The organism is Pseudofulvimonas gallinarii (assembly GCF_004343305.1).
Lineage (GTDB): Bacteria > Pseudomonadota > Gammaproteobacteria > Xanthomonadales > UBA2363 > Pseudofulvimonas > Pseudofulvimonas gallinarii.
In genome coordinates this window covers 24,624-38,925 of record NZ_SMAF01000015.1, presented here as the reverse complement: position 1 = coordinate 38,925, position 14,302 = coordinate 24,624, and the positions used below count along the sequence as shown (strand labels likewise).

General features: G+C 68.2%; 11 protein-coding genes. 5 read left to right on the top strand and 6 right to left on the bottom strand.

The genetic code is table 11. From position 1 onward, the window contains the following. Window positions 1-88 precede the first annotated feature (88 nt). The gene (locus tag EDC25_RS10295) at window positions 89-1,591 is read left to right on the top strand and encodes a DNA recombination protein RmuC (RefSeq protein WP_164484057.1); all 1,503 of its coding nucleotides are present in this window, start codon (window positions 89-91) and stop codon (window positions 1,589-1,591) included. A 14-nt stretch (window positions 1,592-1,605) separates the two neighbouring features. Here the strand turns inward: EDC25_RS10295 and EDC25_RS10290 are convergent, their stop codons facing one another. Continuing rightward, window positions 1,606-3,072, bottom strand: a complete 1,467-nt coding sequence (locus EDC25_RS10290; RefSeq protein WP_123522258.1) for an amino acid permease — start codon at window positions 3,070-3,072, stop codon at window positions 1,606-1,608. A 217-nt stretch (window positions 3,073-3,289) separates the two neighbouring features. Between EDC25_RS10290 and EDC25_RS10285 the strand changes: the two genes are divergently transcribed. After that, window positions 3,290-3,835: an NUDIX hydrolase gene (locus tag EDC25_RS10285; RefSeq protein ID WP_123522219.1), complete on the top strand. Its 546-nt coding sequence runs from the start codon at window positions 3,290-3,292 to the stop codon at window positions 3,833-3,835. 14 nt (window positions 3,836-3,849) lie between these two features. Here the strand turns inward: EDC25_RS10285 and sbcB are convergent, their stop codons facing one another. The 5 genes from sbcB to EDC25_RS10260 all read right to left on the bottom strand — a co-directional run bounded on the left by sbcB (window position 3,850) and on the right by EDC25_RS10260 (window position 8,990). Next, complete coding sequence (gene sbcB, locus EDC25_RS10280) at window positions 3,850-5,304, bottom strand: exodeoxyribonuclease I (RefSeq protein ID WP_123522218.1); 1,455 nt, start codon at window positions 5,302-5,304, stop codon at window positions 3,850-3,852. Window positions 5,305-5,350: 46 nt separating this feature from the next. Then, entirely contained in the window at window positions 5,351-5,860 is a 510-nt protein-coding gene (locus EDC25_RS10275; protein WP_123522217.1) for a DUF6933 domain-containing protein, read from the bottom strand. A 51-nt stretch (window positions 5,861-5,911) separates the two neighbouring features. Continuing rightward, window positions 5,912-7,609: a M56 family metallopeptidase gene (locus EDC25_RS10270; RefSeq protein WP_123522216.1), complete on the bottom strand. Its 1,698-nt coding sequence runs from the start codon at window positions 7,607-7,609 to the stop codon at window positions 5,912-5,914. Window positions 7,610-7,615: 6 nt separating this feature from the next. Beyond that, complete coding sequence (locus EDC25_RS10265; RefSeq protein WP_123522215.1) at window positions 7,616-8,011, bottom strand: BlaI/MecI/CopY family transcriptional regulator; 396 nt, start codon at window positions 8,009-8,011, stop codon at window positions 7,616-7,618. A 67-nt stretch (window positions 8,012-8,078) separates the two neighbouring features. Continuing rightward, window positions 8,079-8,990: a hydroxymethylglutaryl-CoA lyase gene (locus EDC25_RS10260; protein WP_123522214.1), complete on the bottom strand. Its 912-nt coding sequence runs from the start codon at window positions 8,988-8,990 to the stop codon at window positions 8,079-8,081. A gap of 187 nt (window positions 8,991-9,177) precedes the next feature. On the opposite strand from EDC25_RS10260, the gene aroC reads away from it, so the two are divergent. The 3 genes from aroC to EDC25_RS10245 all read left to right on the top strand — a co-directional run bounded on the left by aroC (window position 9,178) and on the right by EDC25_RS10245 (window position 14,291). Next, window positions 9,178-10,242, top strand: coding sequence for a chorismate synthase (aroC, locus tag EDC25_RS10255; RefSeq protein WP_123522213.1), 1,065 nt, complete (start codon window positions 9,178-9,180; stop codon window positions 10,240-10,242). 127 nt (window positions 10,243-10,369) lie between these two features. Then, on the top strand, window positions 10,370-11,386 hold the full coding sequence (locus EDC25_RS10250) for an aspartate-semialdehyde dehydrogenase (protein WP_123522212.1): 1,017 nt from the start codon (window positions 10,370-10,372) through the stop codon (window positions 11,384-11,386). Between the two features lie 148 nt (window positions 11,387-11,534). Further along, window positions 11,535-14,291: a motility hub landmark protein FimV gene (locus tag EDC25_RS10245; protein WP_132577481.1), complete on the top strand. Its 2,757-nt coding sequence runs from the start codon at window positions 11,535-11,537 to the stop codon at window positions 14,289-14,291. Window positions 14,292-14,302 lie beyond the last annotated feature (11 nt).

The following is a 14,302-nucleotide window of genomic DNA, read 5'->3' as shown; positions in this document are numbered from 1 at the left end:
CCATCGCCGGCCCGCCTGCTGTGCCCGTCGCACGGCCGGAGACGCCGCGGTCCCTACAATGCGGCAACCTTTTGAAGATTTCCCGACCATGATCCCATCCGATACCCCCAGCCTGCTCTTCGCCCTGCTCCTTGCGCTGACCGCGACCGTCGTCGGCGTGGTGCTGGCGCTGCGGCTCGGCAGCCGTGCCGGTTTCGAGCGCGGCCGGCAGAGCCGCGATGTCGAAGTGGCCACGCTGGCCGGCGACCGCGAGGCGCTGCGCCACGAACTGCAGCAGGCCGAGTCCGCCGTCGAGCGCAGCCGCTCACTGGCGGACGACCTGCGCCGGCAGGTGGAGCGGCTGGGCAGCGAACGTTCGGCCTTCCAGGTGCGGTCCGAACGGGTCACCACGCTGGAATCGGAACTGGCGGAACTGCGCGGTCAGCATGCCCAGGCCATGCAGGCGGTGGCTGAGCTGCGGGCTCGCAACGAGGAACAGCAGCAGGCTGCCACGGCGCGCCTGCGCGACCTCGAATCGGCGCGCGAACGCATGAAGTCGGAGTTCCAGGCCCTGGCCAGCGAGATCCTGGAGGACAAGGCGCGCCGCTTCAGCGAACGCAACAACGAGCAACTGGGCAGCCTGCTCAATCCGCTGCGCGAGCAGATCGGCGATTTCCGGAAGATCGTCAGTGACGCCTACGAAAAGGAAAGCCTGGCGCGCGTCGCCCTGCAGAGCGAGGTGCAGCAGCTGCGTGAGCTCAACCTCAGCCTCAATGCCGAGGCGCGCAACCTGACGCGTGCACTGAGCGCGGACAGCCGCAGCCAGGGCTACTGGGGCGAGCTCAAGCTCGAGCGGCTGCTGGAGATGGCCGGCCTGGAGAAGGGCCACCAGTACATCACGCAGGAGAGTTTCCGCGATGGTGAGGGCGACCTGTACCGCCCCGATGCGGTGCTGAAGCTGCCGGGCGGGCGCGACATCGTCGTCGATGCCAAGGTCGCGCTGACCGACTACCAGCGCGCCTGCGCCTGCGAGGACGACGCCGAACGCGATCGTCACCTGGGCCAGCACGTCGCTGCCCTGCGCCGCCACATCACGCAGCTGGGCCAGAAGGATTACAGCCGCCTGGACGGCCTGTCGGCGCCGGACCTGGTCTTCATGTTCGTGCCCGTGGAAGGCGCCTTCCTGGAAGCGCTGCGTCGTGATCCGGCGCTGTACGACGACGCCCACCGGCGCCGCATCATCCTCGTCGGCCCCAGCAACCTGCTCGCTTCGTTGCGGCTGGTCGCGCAGATCTGGCGCACCGAGGACCAGAACCGCAATGCCCAGCTGATCGCCGACAAGGCCGGCGCGATGTACGACAAGTTCGTCGGCTTCGTCGATGACCTGTCCAAGCTGGGCGACCACCTCGACCGTGCGATGCGTGCGCAGCAGCAGGCACTGGGCAAGCTGGCCCGCGGCCGCGGCAACCTGGTGCGCCGCGCCGAGGAACTTCGCCAGCTGGGCGTGGCGCCCGGCAAGCAGCTGCCGGCGTCCCTGCTGGACCAGTCCGATTCCCGCGAGCCCGGAAACGAAGAAGGCGCGGACATCTCCGCGCCTTCCTCCAACGGCTGAACTGCTGCGGCGGCTCAGCGCGTGCGCAGCTTGCTGTGCCAGTAGCCGTAGCCGAAGTAGATCAGCATGCCCAGCGCGGTCCAGCCGACGAAGATCGGCCAGTGCTCGGCGAACGGCGGCACGAACAGGTACAGGCACGCGGCGACGCCCAGCGGGCAGACCAGGATCGCGCCCGGCACACGGAAGGGCCGCTTCAGGTTCGGCTGGGTGAAACGCAGGATCAGGACGCCGGCGCAGACGGTGGCGAAGGCCAGCAGCGTGCCCATCGACACCATTTCGCCGAGCAGGTTGATCGGCAGGAAACCGGCGAGCACGGCGGCGGTCACGCCGACGATGATCGTTCCCATGTAAGGCGTCTGGTACTTCGGGTGCACCTTGCCGAACACCTTGGGCAGCAGTCCGTCCTTGGCCATGCTGTAGAAGATGCGCGGCTGGCCCATCAACATCACCAGGATCACCGACGACAGGCCGGCGATCGCGCCGATCTCGATCAGCGTCTTCAGCCAGAGCAGGCTCGGATAGGCTTCCAGCGCCGTGGCCACCGGCTTCGCCGTGCCCAGCTGCGAGTAATGCACCATGCCGGTCAGCACGGCACAGACGATGATGTAGATCAGGGTGCAGACCGCCAGCGAGACCAGGATGCCGATCGGCATGTCGCGCTGCGGATTGCGCGCCTCACCGGCGGCCGTGGAGACGGCGTCGAAGCCGATGTAGGCGAAGAACACGATCGACGCGCCGCGGACGACGCCTTCGAAGCCGTACTGGCCGGGGCCGGTGTTCTCCGGGATGAAGGGCACCCAGTTGCTGGTATCGACGAACTGCAGGCCGAATGCCACGAACAGCAGGATCACCGTGACCTTGATGGCGACGATGATCGAATTCACGAACGCCGACTGCGTGATGCCGACGTAGCACAGGCCGCTGATCGCAGCGATGATGAGGACGGCGGGCAGGTTGATGATGGCGCCGGTTCGGATGAACTCGCCGCCGACCACCGAGAACGGGGCCATTGCCAGCGTATCCGGCAAAGCCATGTTCATCGTCCCCAGCAGGCTGTTGAGATAGCCCGACCAGCCGACGGCCACCGTGGACGCGGCGAACAGGTATTCGAGCACCAGGCACCAGCCAATGAACCAGGCGACGAATTCGCCAAGCGTTGCGTACGAGTAGGAATAGGCGCTGCCGGAGACCGGCATCATCGAGGCGAACTCGGCGTAGCACAGGCCGGCGAGGGCGCAGGCGAAGCCGGCCATGACGAAGCTGAGGACGATGGCAGGGCCGGCGTGCGCCGCCGCCGCCTGGCCCGTGAGCACGAAGATGCCGGCACCGATGACCGCGCCGACGCCGAGCATGACCAGCTGGGTGGCGGTCAACGTGCGCTTCAGCGAGCCCTCGCCGGCAAGGGATCCTTCGACGGGTTCACCGGCATCGACGTGCGGTGCGGGTGTGATCGGCTTGATGGCGAATAGACCTTTGAGCATGTGCTTGACCACCTGTCAGGTGTGTTGAAATCGACTGCCGGCGTGTTGACCGACTCCTCCCTGCCCAGAGGCAGACCGCCGAACGCTACGGCAGCAGCGCGCTCAGGGCAAGGGGCGGCGCGGCGAAAACGGCCGTCCGGGCGACGCGCGGGCTGTTCCCGGGCACGCCGAAAGGGCATCCTCCGCAACCGCCTGCCGCTTTCTCTTCCTCACAGTGATGTTCGATCTCAGCCGTGAACTGGCCGACTATCTGTACCGCCATCCCGGGGACGCTGCCGCCGTCGAGCTGTTCCGGGCACTGGCGGCCGGTGCCGATCCGGAACCGTATGGGCGCAGCGGCAGGCACGGCCATTTCACCGGATCGTCGCTGGTGTTGGGCATCGATGGACAACGGACGCTGCTGACCCACCACCGCAAGCTGCAGCGCTGGTTGCAGCCGGGCGGACATGCCGATGGCGACAGCGACCTGCGGCGCGTCGCGCTGCGTGAAGCCTGCGAGGAAACAGGCCTGCCCGGCCTGCGCATCGAGCCGGCGATCTTCGACCTGGACCGGCACTGGATTCCGCCGTACCGCGAAATGCCCGGGCACTGGCACTACGACGTGAGATTCCTGGTACGGGCAACGGAAAGCGAGGCCTACATGGTCAGCGACGAATCGGACGACCTGCGCTGGTGGCCACTCGCCGACGTGGGACGTGGCGATTTCGATCCTTCCCTGCAACGCATGGCACGTCGAGCCCGCTTGCTGCCCGCCGCCGGCTGAGCGACGGCTTCATCTCAAAGCCACTGCGATTCCAGGTCGTTGCCCCAGGCTTCCAGCTGGTCCAGCAGCGCCAGCGCGCGGCCGTCCGCCTGCACCCGGCAGGCGGCAATGGTCTGCCGGTACTCGGCCAGACCGAATGGTCCGTCGCGGCCCTGTGACAGCGGGTGGGTGCCGTGCAGGCGCTCAGCGACAAACTGCCGCCAGCGCTGCTGCTCGGCATCGTCGAGCGTCTGCGGCCAGTTGCGCGCGCGTCGCCGGAAGAGCAGCTCCACGTGCCGGGGCTGTTCGAATCCGAAATCCTGTCCGTGCAGTTCCGTTGCCGGCATCCGCCGCGCGCGATCGAGGCGTGCGCGTTCGGACGGGCTGGGGAAGCCGCCGCGGTACAGGCCCAGCTCGACGTCTTCGACCGCACCGTCGGCATCGCTGCGCTGCATGACGCGCGCCAGCTTGTCGGCAAGTCCGGGCGTGGCGAGCAGGCGCTGGCGGTTGGCTTCGCAACGCTCAGGGTCGAGGCCGATACGTGCAAGATCCACGTTCTTCAGCACGCTTGCCGGTGCGAGCATCGGGCAGCGGTTGACGTACACCGCCTTGATCGCCGGCCGTTCGATGTCCTCGGGCAGGTCGGCTCGCGGGGTGAACAGGCGATCGCGCAGCTCATCGACATCGTTGTCGATCAGGATGCCGGGATCGGCCATCAGGTCGACGACGACCACGCCCTGGTCGCTGTCCGCGCACGGGCCCACAGGGAGTACCAGCGAGGTGCATCCGCGCTCGGCCGGGAATTTCTCCGAGGTATGCAGCAACGCGTTGCCGGACAGCCAGTCCAGCATCCCGCGCACGCGGCGCTTGTCGCGCAGGCCCAGCGCGTAGTTCCACAGTTTAGGCTGCAGACGGCGGATCAGGCGCGCCAGGCCCAGCGTCGCATAGACGTCGCTGAGCGCATCGTGGGCGCGTTCCTGGTCCAGCGCATTGGCCCGCGCCAGGTGCTCAAGGCGGAAACCCGGTTTGCCGTCCTCGCGGACGGGCCATTCGATGCCTTCCGGGCGCAATGCGAAACACATCCGCGCGAGGTCGATCAGGTCGAAACGCGAATTGCCGTTGGCCCACTCGCGCGCGTAGGGATCATGCAGGTTCCGCCACAGCAGGTGGCGCGTCACGGCATCGTCGAAGCGGATCGAGTTGTAGCCAAGCGCGCAGGTCCCCGGATGGCTCATCAGCTCGTGGATGCGGTCCGCGAATTCCGCCTCGGGCACGCCCTCGCGCTGCGCCTGCTGCGGCGTGATGCCGGTGATCAGAGTGGCCTGCGGCTGCGGCAGACGGTCGATCGCCGGCTGGCAGAACCAATTGACCGGTTCCTCGATGATCTCCAGGTCGGCGTCCGTGCATACGGCAGCGAACTGCAGCGGCCCGTCGCGCGCCGGATCCGCACCCGAGGTTTCGTAGTCGTGGAAAAGGAAACGCGCGCTCATGGACGTCCCGGATTGACCGTGGACGGCGCGAAATCCGTCGCGGCACTCACAGGCCGAGCGCTTCGGTCTGGTCGGGCAGCAGCTGGAAGCGGCGGCGGGCCGCCTGGGCCGGCGTCCTGCCTTCCAGGTGTTCGGTGGCCAGCGTGGTCAGGTGCAGCGACAGTTCGGACGGCGAGCGGCTCAGGCCCTGTTCCCAGGCAGTGCGCAACTGCACGGCGTAGTCCTCCAGGAAAACGAGCGCGGTGCGACCCCCGGCAGGCGCGACGTGCATCGGCTGCATGGCGTCGCGCTCCAGCCGCGCCAGGTCGGCGGGAAACCGGATGGCGAGCAGCAACTCGTAGAGCGCCGCCGGCAGGCGTTCGAGGAGATCGTCATGCGGTTCGGCCAGCAGTGCGACGGGCAGGCGCGCATGGTCGCTGACCGCAAGCACCATCCGCACGGGTGCGAGGGGCACGGGCATGGCAGTCCATGCACCCAGCCGGTTGTCGTCGGACGCGGACTGGCCGCTCGCCGGCAGCCTGGAGAACAGTTCCTGTGTGCAGAACAGCGTAGTCATCGACGGGCACCTTGGGTTCCGGGTGCCCATCCTAGCAAGCGCGGGCTGAGATCAATCGCGGCCCGGCCGGCAGATGCGCGTGCCGATGCGCGGCGCACAGCGTTCGTCGGTTCCCAGGAGGAAGTCGAACGACTGCTGGAACTCGCCGGCGTCACCCGGGGCGAAACGCCAGCGTTCGAGCGCGTCGATCGTCGCCTTTTCGAACGGGCCGGCGGGATTCGCAGACACCACCCTGATCTCCCGCGGGTAGCCGTCCGCATCGACGCGATAGGCGAGCGTCACGCTGCCTTCGATGCCGTCCAGGCGTGCGTCGCGCGGATACGTCGGCTGGACCTGGCGCATGACACGTGGTTTGCGCGCCATCGGCGTCCGGCTTGTTTCCGGGGCCGCGACCGCGGATTCAGGACCGTATTCCGTGGCCGGCGGGGACACCGCACCCGCATCGAAATCAGCCGCGGCCATTGGGGTCACCGGATCGGCCTGCATGTTCGCGACCGCCGGCGGGGCGGGCACGCTCGTCGTGACGGCCGGTGCGGCCAGGACCGGTGCCGGAATGACGAAGTCGCCAGCGACGGGCGCCTGGACATCCACTGGTGCAGGCGTCGCCAACGTCGGCAACGCGGGTGCGTCGGCGGACCAGTCGATGTCCGGCGCGGCGATGCGCGGCGGTTGCGGTGCCGCCAGCGCCAGATACACGGCCTGGAACTCGGGGCGGGCAATGCTGAGCAGGCGCGAGGTCTCCGAACCGCCCAGGCCGAGGACGGCCACCGCGACGGCCGTGAGTGCCAGCAGCAGCGGCGCACGCTCCCGCCCACTGTGGCCGTCGGTGGGCAGGTCGAGGATGCGGTGCACGCGCTCGCTGAGCTCGCCACCGGTCGCGGTCAGCAGCGGGACCGGCACGGTGACGCGCTGGCGGAACGACTCCGCGGTGCTCAGCGCGCGTGCGTACTTGATGCGGTCGATGTCCATCGCGACCACGAGGTCGTCGCACAATTGCTCGCGCGTGCGCTCCAGGTCCTTGCAGATGCGATGGACGACCGGGTGGAAATACAGCAGCGTGCGGGCGAGCAGCGCCAGCGAATTGCCCAGGAAATCGGCGCGGCGGATATGCGCCAGTTCGTGCGCGAGCAGGGTTTCAAGCTGGTCGCGCGGCATGCACAGGGCGAGTGCGGTCGGCAGCAGGATGACCGGACGCAGCCAGCCGTAGACGCCGGCCGTGGTGATGCGTGCGGTCAGCCGGAGACGGACCGGGCGGGCGACGCCGATGCGACGGATCTGCCGTTCAAGCATCGCCAGCAGTTCCGGTGCCGGATCACTGCCCAAGCTGATCGCCCCGCGCAGCAGGCGCCAGTCGCGCAGCAGTCGGAAGGCGATCGCCATTGCACCGGCAAACCAGGCGAAGACGAGCAGGTAGGCCCAGTTCGCGCTGCTGCCGGAACCGGACGGTGTCGCGATGACCTGCGGTGAAACGTCGGCCGTCGCCATCACCGCCGTGGACGCGACGCCCTGCGCAAGGGCAGGGGTTGCGGCGACTGCCTTTTCCGCACCGTGCAGCTGTTGGAAAGTGATGACGGGAAGTGCGAGGACCACGAGTAGTGCGGCAAGTGCGAGCGCATGCTGCTGCCGCGTCGTGCCGGCCCAGCGGCAGGCCAGCAGGTAGATCACGCCGACGATCGCCCCTTGCCACAGGAAGTGCAAAAGCGTCCAGGCAAGGGTCTGGCTGAGGGTCTGAAGCGTCTCCCAGGGCATGCGCGGTCACTCCTTGTGTTCGCTTTCCAGGCGGTCGAGAAGGGCCCGGATCTCGGCCAGTTCCTCGCTGGAAGTCGGCGGTGCGGTGCCCAGCGCCTGCAGTACCAGCTGCGAGCTGGAGCCATTGAAGACCCGGTTCACGACGTCGCTGAGGAACCGGCTCTGGGTGCTGGACTGGCTGACCGCGGCACGATACGTATGTGCCCGTGCCGACTCGTCGCGTTCGACCAGCCCCTTGCCGTGCATGATCTGCAGCAGCTTGAGGGCCGTCGTGTAACTGGAATCGTCGGCCTGGTACAACGTGTTGAAGATCTCGCGCACCGTGCAGGGCCCTTTCATCCACAACACCTGGAGAATGGCCAGTTCAGCCTCGGTCGGCTTGTTGCTGGGATGTCTTCCCATGGTCGCTCCCACATCGGCATCCGGAAACGGCCGATCGGGAAGGATCGTACGATGTTTGTCGTAAATGTCAACCGGCGCTCCCGGCACGGGCGAGGAGGGCGCGGCCGGCTCGACTCTGGCTGGTCCGGTCCAGCTCGGCGGAAATCCAGCCACCGACCTGCGCCAGGGCCTCGAGGTCGACGCCCGTTTCGAGGCCCAGTCCGTCAAGCATGTAGACGACGTCCTCGGTGGCGACATTGCCGGTGGCGCCGCGGGCATAGGGGCAGCCGCCGAGTCCGGCGACCGAACTGTCGACAACGCGCACGCCCGCTTCCACGCAGGCAAGGATGTTCGCGAGCGCCTGGCCCCAGGTGTCGTGGAAATGCACGGCCAGCGCCGCCATCGGAACCTGGGAAGCCACCGCCACCAGCAGGGCCGCTGCCTTGCGTGGTGTGCCGACGCCGATGGTGTCGCCCAGCGAGACCTCGTAGCAGCCCATTTCATGCAGCGCGGTGGCGACGCCGACGACGTCGGCAACCGGCACGTCACCCTGGTATGGGCAGCCGAGTACCGTCGAGACATAGCCGCGGACGGCGACGCCGGCTTCCACGGCGCGGGCCAGGACGGGGCGGAAACGTTCCAGCGAATCGGCGATGCTGGCGTTGGTGTTCTTCAGGTTGAAGGCCTCCGAGGCGGCGGTGAAAACCGCCACTTCCCGCGCGCCCGCCGCAAGCGCGCGCTCCAGGCCCTGGAGGTTGGGCACCAGCACCGGATAGCTGACGCCGGGCCGCGGATCCAGGCCGGCCATCACTTCGGTGGCGTCGGCCATCTGCGGCACCCACTTGGGATGCACGAAGGCCGTCGCTTCGACCGTCCTCAGGCCGGTCGCCGCCAGCCGGTCGATCAGTTCGATCTTGGTGCGCGTGGGAACGAGGGTCTGCTCGTTCTGCAGGCCGTCACGCGGGCCGACTTCGACTATACGGATGCTGGGCTGGGACATGGGGGCTCGTGCTCAGGTGGCGGAACGCATGCATTATGCGGGCAAGGCGGGGATGCGGTGACCCGGCGCGACGTGCATGCGGTGTGCCGGCCGAAGCAGGGTTCGCAGAGGGGGCGATGATGGAGGCGATGACGGGGGCGATCGGCCGGCGCGCAAACCGGACGGGTGCAGCCGTTACACTCCGCCCATGTCGCACAACACCTTCGGCCATCTTTTCCGCGTGACCACCTTCGGCGAGAGCCACGGACCGGCGATCGGTTGCGTGATCGACGGTTGTCCACCCGGGCTGGCGATCGCGCCCGGCGACTTCACGCGCGATCTCCAGCGCCGGGCAACGGGACGCAGCCGCCACACCTCGCAGCGCCGCGAGGCCGACAGCATCGAGATCCTCTCCGGCGTTTTCGAAGGCGTCACCACTGGCACGCCGATCGCGCTGCTGATCCGCAATACGGATGCACGCAGCCGCGACTATGACGACCTGGCCAGGGTCTTCCGTCCCGGGCATGCCGACTTCACCTATGACAGGAAGTACGGCATCCGCGATCACCGCGGCGGTGGCCGCTCCTCCGCCCGTGAAACGACAATGCGGGTCGCCGCAGGCGTTGTCGCCCGCAAGTACCTGTCGGAGCGCTTCGGCATCCGCGTGCGCGGACATGTCTCGCAGATCGGCGAACTGCGGCCGACGCGCTTCGATTCCGATGCCGCGGAAGGCAATCCGTTCTTCTGGCCGGACCCGGACATGGTGCCGGCGCTGGAGACCTATATGGACAGCCTGCGCAAGTCGGGTGACTCCATCGGCGCCCGCGTCGACGTGGTCGCCGAAGGCGTTCCGGCGGGCTGGGGCGCGCCGCTGTACGGCAAGCTGGATGCGGAGCTCGCGTCGGCGCTGATGGGCATCAACGCGGTCAAGGGCGTCGAGATCGGCGATGGCTTCGCGGTGGCGGCTCAACGCGGCAGCGACCATCGTGATGCGATCGGCCCGGAAGGCTTCGCCAGCAACCATGCCGGCGGGATTCTGGGCGGGATCAGCAGCGGCCAGGCCATCACCTGTTCCATGGCGCTGAAGCCGACGTCCAGCCTTCGCCTGCCGGTGCAGTCGGTGGATCGCGACAACGCCCCGGTCACGGTGGAGGTCAAGGGTCGCCATGATCCCTGCGTGGGCATCCGCGCCGTGCCCATCGCCGAGGCGATGGTTGCCCTGGTGCTGCTCGACCAGTACCTGCGCCATCGGGCGCAATGCGGCGGACCATGAACGGGGAGTCGGACGGCTTCCGCCGGAACGCCCGCGATTTGCCACAATCGACCTTCATCCTCATGCCGCTGCCGCCGACGCCCGCGGGCGCGGCGGCACGCATCCCTGTGCAGTGACGGAAGCATCCATGAGCAACAAGAACTATCGGGTCGCGGTGGTCGGTGCCACCGGGGCCGTCGGTGAAACCCTGCTGTCCATTCTTGCGGAGCGCGGGTTCCCGGTCGGGGAACTGGTCGCGCTGGCCAGCGAACGGTCGGCTGGCGACAGTGTGCGCTTCAACAACCGACCGGTGACGGTGCGCAACCTCGCCGACTTCGATTTCGCCGGCGTCGATTTCGCCTTCTTCTCCGCCGGTGGCAGCGTGTCCGCCGAACATGCGCCGCGGGCGGCGGCGGCCGGCGCCGTCGTCATCGACAACACCTCGCACTTCCGCAACGACCCGGACGTGCCGCTTGTCGTCAGTGAGGTGAATCCGCATGCGCTTGCTGATCGCCCGCGCGGCATCATCGCCAATCCGAACTGCTCGACGATGCAGATGCTGGTTGCGCTGGCGCCGATCCATCGTGCGGTCGGCATCGAACGCATCAATGTCGCCAGCTACCAGTCGGTGTCCGGGGCAGGGCGCTCGGCGATGGAAGAGCTCGGCAAGCAGACCGCGCGGCTGCTGAACTTCCAGGATCCGGCACCGGAAAGGTTTCCCGTCCAGATCGCCTTCAACCTGATCCCGCAGATCGACAGCTTCATGGACAACGGCTACACCCGCGAGGAAATGAAGATGGTCTGGGAAACGCGGAAGATCCTCGAGGACGAACACATCCAGGTGAATCCGACCTGCGTGCGCGTGCCCGTGTTCTATGGCCATGCCTTGGCCTGCCATATCGAAACGCGCGAGAAGATCGATGTCCAAAGCGCGCGGGTGCTGCTGTCGGCGGCGCCTGGCGTGGAACTGGTCGACGAGGCCGTGCCGGGCGGCTATCCGACGCCGGTGAGCCATGCCGCTGGCACCGATCCGGTTTATGTCGGCCGGCTCCGCGAGGACATTTCCCATCCCCGCGGACTCGATCTGTGGGTGGTGGCGGACAACATCCGCAAGGGCGCCGCGCTGAACGCCGTTCAGGTGGCCGAGCTGTTGCTTCCACGTTAAGAATTCGCTAGGGTCCACCATCGCGGTGGACCTGGATCTTCCAAAAAAGATCAGATGTGATCTATAGTTGCGGCCAAGTCATGAGAAGGCTTCGTATCAGGGGCGTCCGACGTGGGCTTCTGAGGCAGGGCCAGGGGGGTCAATAAAAATGAAAATCCGTGTCCTGTTAGGGGCTTGCCTGATGGCGGCGTTGTCGAGCGCCGCGTTTGCGCTGGGACTGGGCGAGATTCTCGTCAAGTCCAAGCTGAACCAGCCGCTCGATGCCGAGATCGTCGTGCGCGAGGCGACGCCGGGTGAAGCCGAACAGCTTGTCGCCAAGCTGGCCAGCCAGGAGGACTTTGCTCGGCTGGGCCTGGAAAGGGCGCGCATGCCTGTCATGGTGCGTTTCGACACCGTCAAGAACGACCGTGGCCAGACGGTCATCCGGGTTCGCAGCGACGAACCGGTCCGCGAGCCCTTCCTGACCCTGCTCGTCGAAGCGAACTGGAGTGGCGGCCGCCTGCTGCGCGAATACGGTCTGCTCCTCGATCCGCCCATCGCCGCACCTTCCAGCAGCATCGCCCGCGTCGCACCGCCGCCGCCGGCCCCTGCGCAGACCCAGGCACTGTCCGAGGCGCCGCTGGTGTCGCAGGACGTGCCGCCCATGGAGACCGTCGCCGAGGCGCCAGCGCCGGTCCGTAGCGAACCTGCTCCGGCCCCGGCACCGGCCCCGGCACCCGCGCCGGCCCCGGCACCGCGTTCCAGTGCACCGCCACCGCCCGGTTTTGCCGCACCGGCCGAGCAGCGCCGTCCGTCGTCCCCGGCCACGGCCCCGGCCCAGGCGCCGGCTCCGGCCGCGGCGACTGTCGCCAGTGGCGACAGCTATACGGTGCAGCGTGGTGACACGCTGAGCAGCATCGCCCGCAGCTATGCCGAATCGGCCGGGGTGACCGCGAACCAGATGATGCTGGCGATCCAGCGCGAGAATCCGCGCGCCTTCTTCAATGACAACATCAACGCATTGCGTGCCGGCGCGGTGCTGCGCATTCCGGATGCCGACCTCGCCGCCAGCGTCCGCGCCAGCGAAGCCAGCGCCGAAGTCCGCCGGCAGAACTCCGGCTGGACCGGTGTCGCCTCGCTGGCCGACGCCGGATCGGGCCGGCCGACCGCGAGCCAGGGACGTCCAACCGCTCCGGCGGGCGATCGTCTGGAACTGCTGCCGCCCGGACGGGACGGTTCGGGTGAACAGGCGGCCGGCCGTGCCGGCGCCGATCAGGGAGGAACCAACGTGGCTGGACTCCAGTCCGAATTGCAGCGTGCCCGTGAAGACCTGCGCAGCCGCGACCAGGAGCTCTCCGAGCTGACTTCGCGCGTGCGTGACCTTGAAGAGCTGAACGCCAAGAATTCGCGCCTGCTCGAGCTCAAGAACACCGAGCTGGCCGAACTGCAGCGCCGCCTCGCCGAGGCGACCGCAGCGTCGACTGCGCCGGCGGCGACGGCAACGCCTGCTCCGGCCGTCGAGCCGGCGCCGGCGATTGAGTCCGGGACCATCGTCGATCCGACGTCCGCCCCGGTCACTGCGGACGAGCCGGTCGCGACCGCCACGGCTACCGCCAGCGAGTCCGACGGCGGCGACAGCGACGCCGCCGGGCCGGAGGAAGCGGAAGTTGCCCCGCTGGCCGGCAGCGAAGAGCAGAGCGAAGCCGACTGGGCGTCCGAAGCCACCGCCGGCAGTGAGGATCCGTTCGCCGGCGAAGAGGCTGAAGGCGCTTCCACGGCCGACACCTGGACGCCCGCAGAGCCGGCAACCGCAACCCCGGCACCGACGCCCGCCCCGACGCAGGCCGCGCCGACGCAGTCCGTCCAGGCACCCGCTCCGGCCCCGGCCGGGACCGATCCCTGGTACATGAATCCGCTGATCCAGGGCGGCGCGCTCGTCGCGATCGCGCTGGTCCTGCTGCTGGTGCTGCTCTCCGCCCGCAAGCGCAAGCAGGCGCAGGCTGTCGAGGAAGGACCGCGCCGTTCCGTCGCCGACCTGTTCGGCGAGAACGCCGCGGGCGCCGACGACGCGGTTGCCGCCATTGACGACAGCCTGGCCAGCGAGACGCAGGCCCTGGTCGACCAGATCGAGGCCGACCCGAACGATTTCGGCGCCTATCTGGAGCTGCTGAGCATCCATTACTCCAACGGCGATGCCGAACAGTTCGAGTACTGGGCGCAGCGCTTCCACGACCGTCCGGGCAGCGAGATCTCCGAGGAATGGCAGAGCGTGCGGGTCATGGGCAACGAGCTGCTGGCCGGTCATTCGCTGTTCGCCAGCGCCGCGCAGCCGGACCGTCCGGTCTGGTCGTCCGAAGAGGAAATCGACATCGGCCTGCCCGATCTCGACGAACCCGAGGCGACGCCGGTCGAAGCCGTGGTGGAGGCGCCGAAGTCGTCCGTCGTCCACGTCCATGACTTCAGCGGTGCATCCTTCGATCCGTCCGAGGAGAAGGTCGAGGACCTCGGGGCGGAGGTCGAGCCGATCGCCTTCGATCCGTCGGCCTTCAGTTCGGTCCGCGACGCCGAGCCTGAACAGGCGCCGACATTCTCCGAGCCGGCTGCCTCCGCCGAGGACGACGCCGGTCTGGAGTTCGTCAGCCACAGCGGTGACGACGACCTTGGCCTGCGCCTGCGGGAGGAGATCGACAGCTTCGCTGCGGAAGAGCCGGTTGCACCGACGGCGACCACCGCTGACGACAGCGACGACCGCTTCGCTGAAGACAGCAGTGGCGGCCTAGACGACGCCGCGACCAAGCTCGAACTGGCGCGTGCCTACCTCGACATGGGCGATCCGGAAGGCGCCCGGGCAATGCTCGAGGAAGTGCTCGGCGAGGGAGACACCTCGCAGCGCGAGGCGGCGCGGAAGCTCCTCGCGTCCCTGTGACGGCAGCGCCG